The organism is Pseudarthrobacter sp. S6 (assembly GCF_050156575.1).
GTDB lineage: Bacteria > Actinomycetota > Actinomycetes > Actinomycetales > Micrococcaceae > Arthrobacter.
The window spans coordinates 1,853,554-1,869,945 of the sequence record NZ_CP189581.1; the positions used below are offsets into that span (position 1 = coordinate 1,853,554).

Below are 16,392 nucleotides of genomic sequence, written 5' to 3' on the forward strand. Positions count from 1 at the left end.
GGTTCATCACGTGTTCTATTGGGTCATGAAGAGGATCTTCCTGGGGCCGGTGCTACGGCTTCTTTTCCGTCCCTGGGTCAAAGGCCTGGACAATGTTCCGGCGCACGGGGCGGCCATTATCGCCTCGAACCATCTGTCTTTCTCCGATTCCATCTTCATGCCGCTGATGGTTCGAAGGCCGGTGGTTTTCCTGGCCAAGTCCGAGTACTTCACCGGCACGGGCCTCAAGGGCAGGCTGACGGCCCTCTTCTTCAGGCTCACCAACCAGTTGCCCATGGACAGGTCCGGCGGCGCGGCATCGGCCGTATCGCTCAACGCCGGCATGGATGTCCTGACAAGCGGGGGACTGCTGGCCATCTACCCTGAAGGCACCCGCAGCCCCGACGCACGCCTCTACCGGGGCAAAGTGGGCGTCGCCAAGCTGGCGCTGGAAGCTGGTGTGCCAGTGATCCCCGTGGCAATGATCGGCACGGACAAGGTTCAGCCCATCGGCAAGCGGATGCCGAATATCCGGCGGATCGGCATGATTTTCGGTGCCCCGCTGGATTTCAGCCAACACTCCGACCAGGCGGAGGACCGGCTGGTCCAGCGCAAGGTCACCGACGAGATCATGTTCGAGCTGATGCGCCTCTCCGGCCAGGAGTACGTGGACGAGTACGCTGCCGTGGTTAAGCTCCGCCTTGCGGGAGCAGCGGCGGGCGAGGCTGGCGATCCCTCCGCGAAACGGGCTGAATCTGACGGCGGTGCTGAGGGCACTGAGACCGAGGGCAAGGACCCGGCAGCCGGCTGACTGTGACGCCGCACCCGGGACGCGTGACGGACAGGTGTCCTGAAGCCAGCCGCGCACATTAGTCTTAGATAGTGACTGAGCTATCTGCAAAACCTGTCTTTTCGCTGTCCAGCACCGCCCAGAGCGGAGCAGCCAACTATCCCGGACTGGATGTGTGGCGTGACCTTCCCGTTTCCCAGCAGCCCAGCTGGCAGGACAAGGACGTTTTCGACGCATCGGTCGGGGAACTTTCCGTGCTGCCGCCGCTGGTTTTCGCCGGCGAAGTGGACGTTCTCCGTGAACGGCTGGCAGCAGCCGCGGAGGGCAAAGCCTTCCTGCTGCAAGGTGGCGACTGTGCTGAGACCTTTGAAGCGGCAACGGCGGATAAGATCAGCGCCCGCGTTAAGACCATCCTGCAGATGGCAGTGGTGCTTACTTACGGCGCAGCGATGCCGGTCATCAAGATGGGCCGGATGGCCGGCCAGTTCGCCAAGCCCCGCTCGTCCAACGATGAGACCCGCGACGGCGTGACCCTGCCGGCGTACCGAGGCGACATCGTCAACGGCTACGAGTTCACTCCCGAGTCCCGTGGCCATGACGCCGCCCGGATGCTCAAGGCCTACCATACGTCCGCCTCCACGCTGAACCTCATCAGGGCCTTCACGCAGGGCGGCTTCGCGGATCTGCGCTCCGTGCACCAGTGGAACAAGGGTTTTACCGAAAACCCGGCGCACGCCCGTTACGAATCCCTCGCCCGAGACATCGACCGCGCCATCAAGTTCATGGCCTCCTGCGGCGCTGATTTCGAAGCACTCAAGCGGGTGGAATTCTTCGCCAGCCACGAGGCCCTGCTGCTGGACTACGAACGTGCACTGACCCGCATCGATTCGCGGACCGGTTTTCCGTATGACACCTCGGCGCATTTCCTGTGGATCGGGGAGCGTACGCGCGAACTTGACCACGCGCACGTTGACTTCCTCTCACGCGTTCGAAATCCCATTGGCGTGAAGCTGGGCCCGTCGACAACCGGCGACGACGCCCTCCGCCTCATCGACAAGCTGGACCCCGAGCGGGAGCCGGGCAGGCTGACGTTCATCACGCGCATGGGAGCGGGCAATATACGCGAGAAGCTTCCTGCCATTGTGGAGAAGGTCACAGCCTCCGGCGCCAAGGTTCTCTGGGTCACCGATCCGATGCACGGCAACACGGTTACGTCGCCGAACGGCTACAAGACCCGCAACTTCGACGACGTCATTGACGAAGTACGCGGCTTCTTCGAAGTGCACCAGGCCCTGGGCACGGTTCCCGGTGGCCTCCATGTGGAGATGACCGGTGACGACGTCGCGGAATGCCTGGGCGGAGCCGATCCGGTGGACCAGGAATCGTTCCTCGACAAGTACGAGTCGGTCTGCGATCCGCGACTGAACCACATGCAGTCCCTTGAAATGGCGTTCCTGGTGGCCGGAGCACTGGCTAAGCACTGACCGCCCGATGCGGAGTCAGGCTTCCACGGTGGTGTGGCCGGCAGACCGCCGGCTACACCACGGTGAGGGTAACGACGGAGCCTTCAGGCACCTTCTTCTTCACCGGGTCTTGATCACGAACCGTGCCGAAGAAGCCGCCGAGGATATTGTTTACCCGTACCTCGAAGCCCAACGCACGCAGCGCTTCTTCGGCTTCTTTGGCTTGTTTGCCGATGAAGCTGGGGACTTCAACCAGCTTTGGTCCGTCGGAAATGGTCAGCGTCACTGCGCCGCCCTTGGTCAGGGTGCCGGTCGCGGGCGACTGCTCGGCAACTGAGCCCTTGGGCACCTTGGGATCGTTGACTTCGCCCTTCGCGACATCGGCCTTGAGGCCGGCAGCTTCGATGGTGTCGACGGCGGCGTTCTTCGCCAGTCCCACGACTGACGGGACCGGGATCGGCTGCGGCCCCTTGGAGACCAGAAGATTGACGGGGGTGCCGTGGCGCGCGGGAGTCGCGGCGGCCGGCTCCTGGGAGAGCACGACGCCGGCGGCAACGGCGTCGTCAAATTGTTCAGTGACGGTGCCGAGCGCCATGTCGGCCTGGTTCAGTGCATTTTTCGCTTCGTCAAGCGTTCCGCCGGTCAGCTTCGGGAGTTCATAGAGTTGCGGGCCCTTGGAAACAAACAAGGACACCGGCTGGTACTTCCGGGTCTCCGCGCCGGCAGTCGGGTCGGAGCCCACCACAAGGCCGGAAGGAACGTCGTCGTCAAAGACATCGTTGGTCCGTGACTGGAACCCCGCCTCGCTCAGCAATTGCTGCGCCTGTGCCACCGACTTGTTGGCGAGCGCCGGAATGGTGCCCGGGGACCCTGGACCCATGCCGAAGAACCAGCCGGCTCCGGTGGCAAGCAACGCGATGATGACCAGGACCACCACCCAGAGGACGCCGCGGCGCCGCGGGTTGCCCTCCCGGAGGCTCCGGACCGGGGTGGCCGCAGCCCGCGCCCTTGCCTTCTCTTCCTCCCTGTCGAGCCTGCGCCGGGCGCGTTTGCTGATGGGGATCGCTGCCGGGACGGCGTCTTGAGCATCTGGCCTGTAGTGCGCTTCCGGCCGGTACTGTTCGCCTGGCCGGAAGTCGGCGTCGGGCGGATACAGGGCATGCGGAGCGTGCGGTGGGTGCTGTGGCTGGGGCCGGGAGAAGGACGACATTACGGCGGTGGGGTTGTTGGTGCGGGCGATGATCTCGGTCTGGTTCTGCTGGCTTTCTTGGGTCGCGGCAGGCGGCCTGAGGTCCAGTTCGGCATCCGTGAGGTTGGTCCGGATGTGGCGGAGTTCCTGCAGCAGGGCGTTGCCGTCGACGGGGCGGTTCTCTGGATCGTTTGCGGTGCACCACTGGACGAGTTCATCCACCTCGGCGGCGAGGCCGGGCACCAAGGCCGAGGGAGGACCGACCGTTTCATTCACGTGCTTGTACGCAACCTGGATGGGGACCTCGCCGTCGTACGGCTGCTGGCCGGTCAGCATCTCATAGAGCATGATGCCCACCGAGTAGATATCACTCCGGGTGTCAGCCTGTTTTCCGAGCACAAGCTCGGGGGAGAGGTAACCCACGGTACCGATGAGTGTCCCGGTGCTCGTGGACGTCGTTACCGCACGGGCCAGTCCAAAGTCGCCGATCTTAATCCGGCCGTCGTCGGCAATCAGGACGTTCTCCGGTTTCACATCCCGGTGGATCAGCCCCGCCGCGTGGGCCGCGCCGAGGCCCTGCACTACCGGATCAATCAGGGCAAGGGCCAGCCGGGGAGGAAGCGCACCTTTGGATCTGATGACGTCCCGGAGGGTGTGGCCCTTGATGTGTTCCATGACCAGATAAGCGGTCTGGCCGTCGTTGCCCTGGTCCAGCACTCCCACAACGTGGGCGTGGGACAGCTTCGCGGCGGCTTTAGCCTCGCGGCCCAGCCGGTCCAGGAACGTCTCGTCGGTGGCGAGGTGGGGATGGAGGACCTTCAGGGCAACATCGCGTTCCAGCCGAAGGTCCGTTGCCAGATACACGGTCGACATGCCGCCGCGCGCGAGTTTAGAGCGGACGGCGTAGCGGTTGTCCACCAGCGTTCCAACGAGACGGTCTGACACTTGTTCCTGCACCCTACGATACTAATCCTGCATGGAAAAGGGTCCGAACCGACGTGCGGTCCGGACCCTTATCGTTATCCCCGGGCTGGCTTCAGCAAGCACGCGGGGCACTTTTATGCGGGGATTTAGCCGAAGTCCTTTTGGTGCGCCTTGATCGCAGCTACGTAGGCCTTGGTGTCGTCGTACATACCGTATTTGCTGACCGAGTACTGGCCCTGGTAGTACCCCGCTATCGCTGTGTCCTCGTCCTTGCTGGTGGAAATAAGCCGCTTGATGATCGCCACGCCGGCCGTTGCGTTGTCGTAGGGATCCAGCAGGTTGAGCTTCCGCCCTACGAGGTCTGACGCCCACTGCCCGGAGGACGGGATGACCTGCATGGTGCCGATCGCGTTGGCCGGTGACACCGCCCGCTGGTCAAAGCCGGACTCCTGCTGTGCGAAGGCCAGAGCCAGGGTGGGGTCCACCCCCAACTGGCGGGCTGTATCGGCCACAATTGTGCGCATCTCAGCCCGGGACGGTACGGGAGCGGCGTTCAGCAAGGCCTTGTTTTCGTTGGCGGAGCTCACAACGGCCGCGGGGTAGGTGAAGCCCAGGAAGGAGCTCGCTATCAGTGGAGCGGCGGGCGCCGCGGGGGCGGCCGGGGTGGAGGAAGCGGGCTGGATGGAGGCGCCCGGAATGACCAGCTTGTTGCCGGGGTAGATGACAGTAGTCATGCTCAGCTTGTTGGCCGCCAGGATGTCCGCGAGCTTGACGCCGTGCCGGGAGGCGATCGCTGACAGGGTGTCGCCGGCCTTGATCGTGTATGAACCGCCGGGAGCCGGTGCGGGAGCCGGCGCTACGGGAGCCGGCGCTGCGGGAGCGGAAGTAGGCTGGACGGCTGCAGCCGGTGCTGCAGCAGCACCCGCGCCCACGTTGATCTTCTGGCCAGGGTAGATGATGGAGCGCATGTTCAGTCCGTTCCAGCTGAAAACATCGGACAGACTGACGTTGTGCTGGGCCGCGATGGCGCCGAGCGTGTCGCCGGACTTTACCGTGTAGCTGCCTCCGGCATTGGCCGGAGCGGCCGCGGTGGGGGCCGCCGGCGCCGGAGCAGGCGCAGCGGGGGAACCCGAGCCGGACAGCTTGATCTTCTGGCCGGGGTAAATGATGGTGTTCGTCTGGAGGTTGTTGAGCTTGAGGACTTCGTACGTGTCCAGTCCGAATTTGCCGGCAATTCCGCTGATGGTGTCGCCGCGGGCGATGGTGTATTCCGCGGGCGCCGCAGGCTGCATGGGCTGGAAGGCAGCCGGAATGGTAGTGGAGACAGAAGCCGCCGGGATCAGGCCGACTTTCGTTTCAGCCGCTTGGGCCTTCATCGCGGCGGCAAGGGTTGCCGGGATTGCGCGGGCAGGTGCCTCTGCCGCAGCAGGCTGGGCGAGGGCCAATGACGACAAGACAACCGCAGGGAGTGCCGCCGTGGTGACAGCAATCATGGGCAGGCTCTGCCTCGGGGGCTGTTTTGGCGAACGGGACGTCGTCATGGAAAGAATCCTCTTCTTCAACTGCCGTGGGCGGGAGATGCAATGTGACTATTGATACTAATGTTACTTAAGTTATTGCTGTTACAAATGTGATCTATGTGAATCTCTCATGAAATGTCCCGTAGCACAAGAATTCCGACCCCGGCGGCATAAAGAGTTTTGTGGAGTGTTGGATAATTCGTGGCAATGGCAGCCAATGCCGACTAGGCGGCAGGGGTCCGGCCGTGGCAACCTTGATCCGTGAGTAACGTAGAAAGCCTTGTGGGCGAGTGGCTGCCCCTGCCGGATGTCGCGCAGATGTTGGACGTTTCGATTACGAGAGTCCATGGCCTTATTGATGAACGCGCCCTGGCGGCCCTGCGGGTCGGGGAACGGCGAATACGGTCAGTTCCAGCCGCGTTTATCCTGGACGGCCAGGTTGTTGACAGCCTCAAGGGGACCATTGTGGTCCTGGCGGACGCCGGCTACTCCGACGAGGACCTGATCGTCTGGCTGTTTACCCCCGACGAGTCGCTCCGGGGCCGGCCAATTGATGCCTTGCGGGAAGGCCGCAAGACGGAAATCAGGCGCCGGGCCCAAACTCTGGCCTGGTAAACAACATAAGGAGCCCGGTCAACGCCGGGCCTGCAGCTGCTGCAAAGACCAGTACGAATGTCAGGACGCGCGGCTGACCGTGGCTTCCGCCAGCTTCCGCAAGGCGGTCTTGGGCAGTTCGTCCAGCGGCAGCTGTTCCAGCGCGTTATAGGCCGCCGCGCCGAATTCGTTGATCAGCACTTCCGTCGCCTGAAGCGCACCCGACTCTTCGATGATCCGCCGGATCTCGGACACGTCAGCGTCGCCCAGGTCCGGGCTGCCCAGCTTGGCGTCGATAAATTCCGATTCTGCCGTTGACGCCTGGCCCAGCGCGAGGGCAATGAGCACTGTCCGCTTACCTTCGCGAAGATCGTCGCCTGCCGGCTTGCCCGTAGTGACAGGGTCCCCGAAGACCCCCAGGACGTCGTCGCGCAGTTGGAACGCCTCGCCCAGCGGCAGCGCGAAGGCCGAGTAGCCCCGGAGCAGGTCGTCCGGAGCGCCCGCCAAGGCGCCGCCAAGCGCCAGCGGGTGCTCAGTGGAGTATTTGGCGGACTTGAACCTGATGATGGACTGTGCCCTCGTCACCGCTCCGGCCCGGTCCCGGACGGGACCTGCCACTTCCTCCAGGATGTCAAGATACTGACCCGCCATAACCTCGGCACGCATGAGGTTGAAGATCAGACGCGCCCTACTGCCTGCAGCCGCCTGTTCGCCGATGTCCGTGAAGGCCTCCTCGCTGAAGGAGAGGCATAGATCCCCGGTGAGGATCGCGGCTGCCTGCCCAAACCGCTCGCTGTCCAGGGCCCAGCCTTGCGCGTGGTGCAGCTGGCTGAAGCGGCGATGCACGCTGGGCCCGCCACGCCGCGTGTCCGAGCGGTCAATGATGTCGTCATGGATCAGGGCAGCTGCCTGGAAAAGTTCCAAGGCCGATCCCGCCGTCACGATTTCCTCGGCCGCCGGATCGCCGCCCGCGCCGCGCCACCCCCAGTAACACATCAGGGCGCGGAGCCTCTTGCCGCCCGTCACCAGGTTGGAAATGGAACCCATGATGGGATCGATATCGGGTGAAATGGCAGCCATGAGCGATTGCCGCGTGGTGAGGAAGTCTGTGAGCTCACCGGCAACAGCGGCGACGAATGCAGTCTGCTCAATCCTTAACTGCTCCGAAACGCTCACTTGGCGGACTCAGCAGCCACGTTCGCGCCGATGGTGAAAGTAGAAAGGCCGGCCGCTTCGACGGCGGCGATGTTGACCGTCTCGGAATCGTTCCGGACGAAGTCTTTGGAAGCGACAGCGCCCACAGCGTCGCCGGGGACGGCTTTGAATCCCTGTGCTTCGAGGTGCTTTGTGTAGAACTCCACGACGGTGGCGGTCGGGGCGTTGATGCTGGCCACGAGGGCCGCCGTGGCGGGCGTTGATGTCTTATCAAAGCTGCTCGAAATCACCGTGGCGCCGGGCATCAGTGGGAGCAGGGTTTCCGGGAATCCCGCGACGATTGTCCCCACGGTGGCGGAAGTTCCCGGCGACGCCGTCGGGCTCGCGGACGCGGTTACGCTGGCGCTGCCAGTCGCTGGCGAGGATGTAACTGAGGAGGATGATGCCGCTCCGGGCTCCGCGGGGCTGCAGGCAGCGAGAGCCAGAAGGGCGCCCGCGGCCAGTGCCGCTAATCCTATTGGCTTAAGACTTTTCATGACGGTCACGGGGACTGTCCTCCTGGTGTTGATGCCGGATTCAGCCTCCAGTTTAGTCAGTACCAGCCGATACAATTGCCGGTGTGGGACCTGAGCGGAACAACCAGTACACCGAAGCGGGTCTTCGTGAGCTCCGGCGCAACTGCATCATGCACGTGGATATGGACGCATTCTTCGTCGCAGTGGAGCTTCGCACCCGGCCGGAACTCCGCGGCAAACCCGTGATCGTTGGCTTCCCTGCGGACCGCTCGGTAGTACTCTCGGCGTCGTATGAAGCCCGGGCCTTCGGAGTGAAGTCCGCCATGCCCATGGTGGTCGCAGCAAGGATGTGCCCCAAAGCCGTCATCATTGAACCGCGCCACAAGCTGTACTACGACGTTTCCGCCCGGCTGATGGAAATCTTCGCGTCCATCACCGATCTGGTGGAGCCGCTGAGCGTCGACGAAGCTTTCCTGGACGTCGGTGGCGCCATCCGGCGGTTGGGGCCCCCGCGCGAAATAGGTGAACTGATCCGGCGCCGGGTGGCTTCCGAACTGGGCATTACAGCCTCCGTGGGCATCGCAGCCAGTAAGTTCGTAGCCAAGATTGCTTCCACGCGTTGCAAGCCTGACGGGTTGTTGCAGATCGGACCCGACGAGACAGTGCCCTACCTCCACAGCCTGCCCGTCGGGGCGCTGTGGGGCATCGGCGCCAAGACCGCGGACGTCCTGGCCCGGATGGGCATCAGGACGGTGGCGGACGTGGCTGCCACTCCGGTGTCCGCACTGAAGAAAATGCTCGGGGCCACCGGTGAACACGTCTACCGCCTGTCGTGGGGGATCGATCCGCGGCCCGTAACCCCCGTGCGGCCTGAGAAGAGCATCGGCGCTGAAGAGACCTTCGCCGTGGATACCGGCGACAACGCCCTGATCGCACGGGAGCTGCTGCGGCTTTCCCACAGGACGGCAGGACGGCTGCGGAGTTCGGGGATGGTGGCGCGGACGGTGGCGTTGAAACTCCGGTATGCCGATTTTTCCACCATCACCAGGAGCCGCACTGTCCACGCACCTGTAGACAGCGCCCAACTGATTTATGCCGTGGCAATTCAACTCCTGGAATCGTTGGGGAGTCGGCCCATGACCGTGCGCCTTGTTGGCATCCGGGCCGAGCAGTTGGAAGACGCCGCCCACACGTCCCTCCAGCTGAGCTTTGACCGCCGGGATGATAACTGGCGGGCAGCAGAACAGGCACTGGACGAGGTCAGCCGGAAGTTCGGAAACAAATCGATTCTCCCCGCCAGCCTGCTGGATTCCGGAAACGGGTCTTAGCCGGACGCCGGCACGTTGCGTGTTTGGTTCAGGGAGGTGATGGCCGTCTTTCAGAACGGCCCCCGACAAACTATCCTTATATATACATAGTTCTCAGTTATTGCCGGACTTCCTGGACATGCTGCAGTTCCGAAGCCCCGCATGCCGGTGTTCGCTTTCCGCCATCGTCGGCGGGGCGGGAACCTCCCGGCCATGCCGGTCGTTATCGAAGCAGTAGTACGGGATGGGACCAGCCCGTACGTTGGCCTACTTAAGGAGGTCGTGATGCCGCTCTCGGAGCACGAACAGAAGCTGCTGGAGCAGCTGGAGAAGCAGCTGCACGAAGACGATCCGAAATTCGCCAATTCCATGGGTTCGGATCCCGGGCGAACGTGGTCCACCCGCCACATCGTGATTGGTGTGCTCTGCACCCTTGCGGGCATCGCCCTGCTCCTGGTCGGCGTCACAGTCCAGAACATCTTTGTCGGTGTCCTGGGCTTCGTAGTTATGGGCGGCGGTGTGTACTTCGCCACAATGCGCAGCGCTGCCGGCGGCAAGCAGCGCTCCGCACCTGGTACAGGTAAGTCCGGAAAACCAAGAAGTTCATTTATGTCCAGCCTGGAAGAGCGCTGGGACGAGCGCCGCCGCGACGAATCCTAAGGCAGCGCCTGTAAGCCGGGTGCCGTGGCCGTAGGTTCCGGCCTGCCCTCCATTTCGCTCCCCGCGGTCAGGATGACCGCAGCAGAAGACCCGCCACGGCGGGTCTTCTGCGTTTAACCGCAGCAGGTAGTAGCCGGTGCCCTTTTGCGCGCTCAAATCGACCCCTGCTGCGGGCCTGGATGGACGGCCGGACGCCCGCGGATACGCCGGCTGGGCCCGTTTTGAGCCTGACGGTGGCAGGGCGCCGCCGTCGGGCACTTATGATTCCAGCCGAAACGGCGACGGACCCTCCACTTCCATCTCCCACGCCATTTGGGGGACAGTGGCCTGAAAAGGGGGGAATATTGGGCTGATGCGCGTTGACTGTGGTGGAAAGTGGAGTAATGTGGAGGACATAAGAGGGTAGTTGCAACACAGGGGATATTGCAGTTCCTGACGGCAGACAGGCGGTGGGCCAGTGTTTCTGGGCACACACTCGCCACGTCTGGACGAAAAGGGCCGAATTATTCTCCCCGCGAAGTTCCGTGAGGAGCTTGCCAGTGGACTTGTTCTCACCAGGGGACAGGAACGTTGCATTTACGTCTTCAGTGAGCAGGAATTTGCACGTGTCCACGAGCAAATGCGGGAGGCGCCCATTTCCTCCAAGCAGGCCCGGGACTACATCCGCGTCTTTCTCTCTGGAGCCTCTGACGAAGTACCTGACAAGCAGGGGCGCATAACCATTCCGGCCACGCTCCGGGAGTACGCAGGCCTCGGCAGGGAACTGGCCGTCATCGGTGCAGGAACCCGGGCCGAGATCTGGGATGCCCAGGCCTGGAACGAGTACCTCGCGGAGAAGGAAACCGCCTTCTCCGAAACCGACGACGCCATTCCGGGAATCCTGTGATCCCCTGAACGGCCCGGCGGAACCGCTTCTTGAACGAGATCTCCAGCCGCCCATCAGAGAGTCAACCTGGCCTCACTTCCCCGGAGCCAGGCCGGCAGGATGATAGGCGCGGATGGGGATCTGGCTCAAGAAGCAGCACACCAACACTCACGGCAAGAAAGGACGAAGGCATGACCGATGACCCGAAGCCAACGTCCGAACGCCATGTGCCGGTCCTCAAGGACCGGTGCATTAATTTGTTGGCGCCCGGCTTCGAAGCTGGCCGCCGCCGAGGTGAAACCCCGATCGCCATTGATGCGACCCTTGGCATGGGCGGCCACGCCGAAGCCATGCTGGAGCGTTTCCCTGATCTGCACCTGATCGGCATCGATCGTGACGAGGAAGCCCTGGTGCTGGCAGGAGAGCGGCTGGGGCGCTTTGCTTCCCGGACGGATCTGGTCCACGCCGTCTACGACGAAATCGACGACGTCCTCGAAGACCTGGGTGTCGCCCAGGTCCACGGCATCCTGATGGACCTGGGTGTGTCGTCGCTGCAGCTGGACGAGCGCGAGCGTGGCTTCGCCTACTCCTTTGACGCTCCCCTGGACATGCGGATGGACACCAGCCGCGGGCAGACCGCAGCGGATGTGGTGAATAACTACAGCGAAGAGGATCTCGTCAGGATCATCCGGAAGTGGGGCGAGGAGAAGTTCGCTGGCCGGATCGCCAACAGGATTGTCGCGGCGAGGACTGCCAAGCCTTTCGCCACCACGGGGGAACTGGTGGAACAGATCCGCTCCGTGGTTCCGGCCGCAGCCGCCAAATCGGGCGGCCATCCCGCCAAACGGACATTCCAGGCACTGCGCATCGAAGTCAATGAGGAACTGGACGTGCTGGAGCGCGCCGTACCGGCAGCCGTGGAAGCAACGGCACTGGGCGGACGCATCGTGGTCATGTCCTACCACTCCCTCGAAGACAAGATCGTCAAGTCATTTTTCCAGGCCGGGTCCAAGTCCTCCGCGCCGCTCGGATTTCCGGTGGAACTTGAGGAACACAAGGCCTTCCTCAAAACCCTGACCAAGGGCACCGAGGTGCCCACCGCCGTCGAGATTGCAGAAAATCCACGCGCGGCCTCCGCCAGGTTGCGGGCCGTGGAACGTATCAGAGCCAGGAGCGAAGCATGAGCACTGCCGCCGTCAAGAACTTTCCGGTCGTCTCCGGCAGCAGCGCCCCGGCGATCAGGTCGCTTCCGTCTGGCACTGGCCGCCGGGAACGCACACCTCTGTCTGTGGTCCGTTCCGCCCCCAAGAAGCGCCGGGCGCCGTTTGTCGTCATGTGTTTCGCCCTGCTCGCCGTTGCGCTCGTCACCGTGCTGGTCCTGAACATCTCAGTCTCTACCTCCCAGTACCAGCTGGTGGAACTGAGGGGTAAGCAGAGCACGCTGACCAAGCAGAACCAGGACCTGACACAGCAGGTCCAAAGCTTCGAGGCTCCCCAGAACCTGGCAGCCAAGGCCTCAGACCTGGGAATGGTCGCTTCGACGGTTAAAGGCCAGATCGATCTCTCCACCCTTGCCGTTACGGGCAAGGCAACTCCGGCTGTGAAGGGTGGCGCGGCTGGAGCGGTCATCCCCGCCCCGGCCGTCGAGGGAATGCTCATTGTGGTTCCCCCGGCAACGTCCGGGGAGCCGCTGGCGAACCGTAAACCTGCTACCGAAGAACCGGCACCTGCCGCGGCAGCCCCGCCGGTTGAAGCACCCGCTCCGCCGGCACCTGCCGTGGAGCTCCACGGCGGTTCGGTACCGGCGCCCGAACAGAAGGCGCCCGGGCTCTAACCGGTAGCCGCTGAAGGACAGCCAGTCAGGCATTAAACAGGCAATAATGGCGAGCAGCAAGGGAATCACGGTGGCGCAGAGGACCGGCAAGGCAAAAAGCGGTATGGCCCCTAACGCCACAAAACGGCTGCGCCTCGGCCTAGGCATTATGCTGACGCTGCTGTTGGTGGTGGGCGGCAAGCTCTTCTTCGTCCAGGGGCTCGACGTCGGCGGGATGGCCGCCGCTGCGCTCGATTACCGGATGCGCGCGACTTCGCTCCCTGCCGAACGCGGCAGCATCCTGGACGCAGCCGGGACGGTCCTAGCAAACAGCGTGATCCGCTACAACATTGTGGTGGACCAGACCACCAACACAAAGACCGATAAGTTCTGGCGCCTGGAGGAAGGCGCCGACAAGCTGGTTGAAGTCAGCCGGGAGCAGGGCATCAGCGAACTCGCGGCTGTCCTGGGCATGGACACTGAAGACCTCAGGAACGCCGTGACGGGTGAATCTAAATACCACATCGTCGCTAAGGACCTGAAACCGGACGTTGAGCTCAGGGTCTCGGATCTTAGTATTCCCGGCATCGTCACCGAGGGCGTCAGTAAACGCGTATACCCCAACGGTTCCGTGGCCGGTGGCATTATCGGCTTCCTCCAGGACGGAAGTACCGGCCAGGCGGGGATCGAACAGACCCAGGATGGGCTGCTGCGGGGCAAGGACGGCAAGCGGCTTTTCGAGATCGGCGCGGACGGTCTTCGGATTCCCGTCGGCGTCGATGAGCTGACACCCCCGGAAAACGGCAAGGACGTCAAGCTCACCCTCAATTCCGATCTCCAGTATTTCGCCCAGCAAGCCATCCAGAGCCAGTCGGACAAGCTCGGTGCCGAGTGGGGTGTCATCATCGTGATGGATGCCAAGACCGGCAACCTGATCGCGATGGCCGACACCAATGCGCCGGACCCGAACGATCCAGGCCGGGTGGCCGCCAAGGACCGCGGTGTGCGCTCCGTGACTGCTGCGTATGAGCCCGGATCGGTCCAGAAGATGATCACCGCGGCCGCCCTGATTGAGGAAGGAAAATCCAGCCCGCTGGACACCTTCACGCTCGGCCCGTCGTACACCGTGGACGGCCAGACGTTCACGGACTCCTTTACCCATGGCACAGAAGAGCGCACGCTCGCGGGCATCCTGGGCTGGTCCATGAACACCGGCACCGTGGCGGCCGGCTCCCGGCTCACCAAGGACCAAAGGCACGACTGGCTGAAGAAATTCGGTATCGGCGAAGCGCCGGACATCGGGCTGCCCGCCACCGCGGCCGGCATTCTTACCCCGGCCGACCAATGGGACGGCCGCCAGGAGTACACAGTGCTTTTCGGCCAGGGCGTGGCGCAGTCGACGCTGCAGACGGTCCGCGCTTTCCAGACGATCGCCAACAATGGTGTGATGCTCCAGCCGCGCCTGATTGATGCGTATGTGTCCCCGGACGGAACAGAAGAGGCGGTTGCCCCGCAGCCTTCCCGCCAGGTGGTGTCTGACGGCACGGCGCAACAGGTCCAGGACATCCTGGAAAGCGCGGTGACCGAAGGTCAGATCAAGGACGCCGCGATCGACGGGTACCGGGTGGGGGCAAAGACCGGAACGTCTGAATCTCCGTGCGACGACGGGAAGTCAGGGTTCTGCGGCTACACCGCTTCCATCGTGGGGATGGCACCGATGGACGACCCGCGGTTTATTGTTGAGGTGGTACTGCAGCGTCCGAAGGGCAGCATCTACGGCATCACGCAGGGGCCGGTGTTCCGTTCGGTCATGAGCCAGGCCCTGCGCACCTACAACGTCCAGCCGTCCACGGGTGAACCGGCCAGGTTGCCGCAGTACGCCAAGTAGCATCAAGCCAGGCAGCAGTTCCCCGAATGCCCGCAGTGGAAGCAGTTTCCCGCGGGCATGATCCACTAGCACCACCATCGGAGATTCCCTTGTCAGACCAGAACGCATCAGCCAACAACGCGGGGCCGGAAGGGGAACCAGCCCCCGCGCGGTTCAGGCCTACGGCCGTTGCTGCGGTCCGCCTGGACGCGATCGGAGACGCGATCGGTGTGCATGTCCCGGGTGCCTCCGCTGCCGTCAGCGTCATGGGAATTTCACTGAACTCGCGAACCGTGGAACCGGGAGACCTCTATGTGGCGCTGCCCGGTGCCGCCCGCCATGGCGCCGACTTCGTTTCGCAGGCGGTCGGCAGGGGAGCGGTGGCAGTCCTGACCGACGCCGCCGGCGCCCGCCTTCTCGCGCTGTCAGGGGACACTGCCGTTCCCGTCCTCGTGGTGGACGGACCGCGCAACGTGGTGGGGCCGCTGTCCGCCATGATCTACCAGAGCCAGCCAACAGCCGGGCGGACGCCGCGCTTGTACGGTGTGACGGGAACCAACGGCAAGACCACTACCACGTACTTCATTAACGCCCTCCTCCGTGCGCTCGGGCAGCAGACCGGCCTGATCGGAACCATCGAAATCCTGGCCGGCGGAGAGCCGGTTCCCAGCCTCCTGACCACACCCGAGTCACCGGATCTTCACGGCTTGCTCGCCCTCATGCGGGAACGGGGGCTGGACGCCGCCTCCATGGAAGTTTCCTCCCACGCCGTATCCTTCCAGCGGGTGGACGGTGTGCTCTTCGACGTTGCCGGTTTTACGAACCTGACGCAGGACCATCTGGACCTGCACGGCACCATGGAGGACTACTTCGCCACGAAGGCGGAACTGTTCACCCGGGGCCGTGCCCGCAGGGCTGTGGTGACGGTCGACGACGAATGGGGCCGCAGGCTTGCCGCCACGGCACCGATCCCGGTCACCACACTCTCGATGGCACCCGGCGCAGCTCCCACCGACTGGACGGTCACCGCCACTGCCGCGCGGGGGTTGGGTACCGACTTCAGCCTTGAGGGACCCGAGGGCGTCACCCTGAATGTACACACCGGCCTGCCCGGCGCTTTCAACGTCGCGAACGCCGCGCTGGCCACGGTAATGGTCATCGCCAGCGGAATGGACGCCACCACGGTGCAGGCTGGCCTGGACCACCACGACCCTTTCACCGTGGCCGTTCCGGGACGCATGCAGCTCGTCTCCGAGGAACCGGCGGCTGTAGTGGACTTCGCCCACAACACTGATGCCCTGGCACGCGCACTGGAAGCAGTCAGGTCACCGCTTCCCGGCTCCCGGGTGATTGTGGTTTTCGGAGCCACAGGACAGCGCGACCAGGGCAAGCGACCAGCCATGGGCGCCGTCGCCGCGAAGATGGCCGACATCGTCATCGTCACGGATGACGACCCCCACGATGAGGACCCTGCGGCCATCAGGGCAGATGTGCTGGCGGGCGCACGGCCAGCCCGCGAACAGGAATCACCAGGGTGTGTCATCGAAGAGGTTTATCCCCGCGACGCCGCCATCCGACGGGCCGTTGAACTGGCAGGTCCAAGCGACACCATTCTGGTGGCAGGCCGGGGGCACGAGGTCTGGCAGGAAGTCAAGGGCGTCAACCTGGCGCTCGACGACCGGGTGGAACTGCGGAACGCCTTGACAGCCAGGGGATTCACCGTTCTTCGAGACGACCGGATAGAGTCCTAG

General features: G+C 63.8%; 14 protein-coding genes. 10 read left to right on the top strand and 4 right to left on the bottom strand.

Annotated elements, in window-relative coordinates; all coding sequences use genetic code 11:
• Positions 1–10 precede the first annotated feature (10 nt).
• Positions 11–790 carry a lysophospholipid acyltransferase family protein gene (locus ACQCS0_RS08985; RefSeq protein ID WP_354154377.1) on the top strand — a complete coding sequence of 260 codons (780 nt, stop codon included), beginning with the start codon at positions 11–13 and terminating at the stop codon, positions 788–790.
• Between the two features lie 71 nt (positions 791–861).
• Positions 862–2,253 carry a class II 3-deoxy-7-phosphoheptulonate synthase gene (locus ACQCS0_RS08990; RefSeq protein ID WP_426939467.1) on the top strand — a complete coding sequence of 464 codons (1,392 nt, stop codon included), beginning with the start codon at positions 862–864 and terminating at the stop codon, positions 2,251–2,253.
• A 52-nt stretch (positions 2,254–2,305) separates the two neighbouring features.
• Here the strand turns inward: ACQCS0_RS08990 and pknB are convergent, their stop codons facing one another.
• On the bottom strand, positions 2,306–4,378 hold the full coding sequence (gene pknB, locus ACQCS0_RS08995; RefSeq protein ID WP_426939468.1) for a Stk1 family PASTA domain-containing Ser/Thr kinase: 2,073 nt from the start codon (positions 4,376–4,378) through the stop codon (positions 2,306–2,308).
• A gap of 113 nt (positions 4,379–4,491) precedes the next feature.
• Positions 4,492–5,886, bottom strand: coding sequence for a LysM peptidoglycan-binding domain-containing protein (locus ACQCS0_RS09000; protein WP_354154375.1), 1,395 nt, complete (start codon positions 5,884–5,886; stop codon positions 4,492–4,494).
• 240 nt (positions 5,887–6,126) lie between these two features.
• On the opposite strand from ACQCS0_RS09000, the gene ACQCS0_RS09005 reads away from it, so the two are divergent.
• Entirely contained in the window at positions 6,127–6,480 is a 354-nt protein-coding gene (locus tag ACQCS0_RS09005) for an Rv2175c family DNA-binding protein (protein ID WP_185263214.1), read from the top strand.
• Between the two features lie 60 nt (positions 6,481–6,540).
• On the opposite strand, the gene ACQCS0_RS09010 is transcribed toward ACQCS0_RS09005, so the two are convergent.
• Together ACQCS0_RS09010 and ACQCS0_RS09015 are read right to left on the bottom strand one after the other, a co-directional pair.
• Positions 6,541–7,635: a polyprenyl synthetase family protein gene (locus tag ACQCS0_RS09010; RefSeq protein WP_354154374.1), complete on the bottom strand. Its 1,095-nt coding sequence runs from the start codon at positions 7,633–7,635 to the stop codon at positions 6,541–6,543.
• The gene (locus ACQCS0_RS09015; RefSeq protein ID WP_426939546.1) at positions 7,632–8,150 is read right to left on the bottom strand and encodes a hypothetical protein; all 519 of its coding nucleotides are present in this window, start codon (positions 8,148–8,150) and stop codon (positions 7,632–7,634) included. Before ACQCS0_RS09015 ends, ACQCS0_RS09010 begins: the two co-directional genes overlap by 4 nt.
• A 149-nt stretch (positions 8,151–8,299) precedes the next feature.
• Here ACQCS0_RS09015 and dinB point away from each other — a divergent pair, with 149 nt between their 5' ends.
• The 7 genes from dinB (at position 8,300) to ACQCS0_RS09050 (ending at position 16,392) form a co-directional block, all read left to right on the top strand.
• The gene (gene dinB / locus ACQCS0_RS09020) at positions 8,300–9,457 is read left to right on the top strand and encodes a DNA polymerase IV (protein WP_426939547.1); all 1,158 of its coding nucleotides are present in this window, start codon (positions 8,300–8,302) and stop codon (positions 9,455–9,457) included.
• A gap of 264 nt (positions 9,458–9,721) precedes the next feature.
• A complete protein-coding gene (locus tag ACQCS0_RS09025; protein ID WP_354154371.1) occupies positions 9,722–10,096 on the top strand; it encodes a DUF3040 domain-containing protein in 375 nt (124 codons plus the stop codon).
• 457 nt (positions 10,097–10,553) lie between these two features.
• Entirely contained in the window at positions 10,554–10,982 is a 429-nt protein-coding gene (mraZ, locus tag ACQCS0_RS09030; protein ID WP_354154370.1) for a division/cell wall cluster transcriptional repressor MraZ, read from the top strand.
• Positions 10,983–11,152: 170 nt separating this feature from the next.
• Positions 11,153–12,145, top strand: a complete 993-nt coding sequence (rsmH, locus tag ACQCS0_RS09035) for a 16S rRNA (cytosine(1402)-N(4))-methyltransferase RsmH (protein WP_282330597.1) — start codon at positions 11,153–11,155, stop codon at positions 12,143–12,145.
• The gene (locus ACQCS0_RS09040) at positions 12,142–12,795 is read left to right on the top strand and encodes a hypothetical protein (RefSeq protein ID WP_354154369.1); all 654 of its coding nucleotides are present in this window, start codon (positions 12,142–12,144) and stop codon (positions 12,793–12,795) included. The genes rsmH and ACQCS0_RS09040 overlap by 4 nt, the downstream gene beginning before the upstream one ends.
• A 70-nt stretch (positions 12,796–12,865) precedes the next feature.
• Positions 12,866–14,662: a penicillin-binding protein 2 gene (locus tag ACQCS0_RS09045; RefSeq protein ID WP_354154418.1), complete on the top strand. Its 1,797-nt coding sequence runs from the start codon at positions 12,866–12,868 to the stop codon at positions 14,660–14,662.
• Between the two features lie 89 nt (positions 14,663–14,751).
• Positions 14,752–16,392 (top strand): UDP-N-acetylmuramoyl-L-alanyl-D-glutamate--2,6-diaminopimelate ligase, encoded by a 1,641-nt coding sequence (locus ACQCS0_RS09050; RefSeq protein ID WP_354154368.1) that lies wholly within the window; start codon positions 14,752–14,754, stop codon positions 16,390–16,392.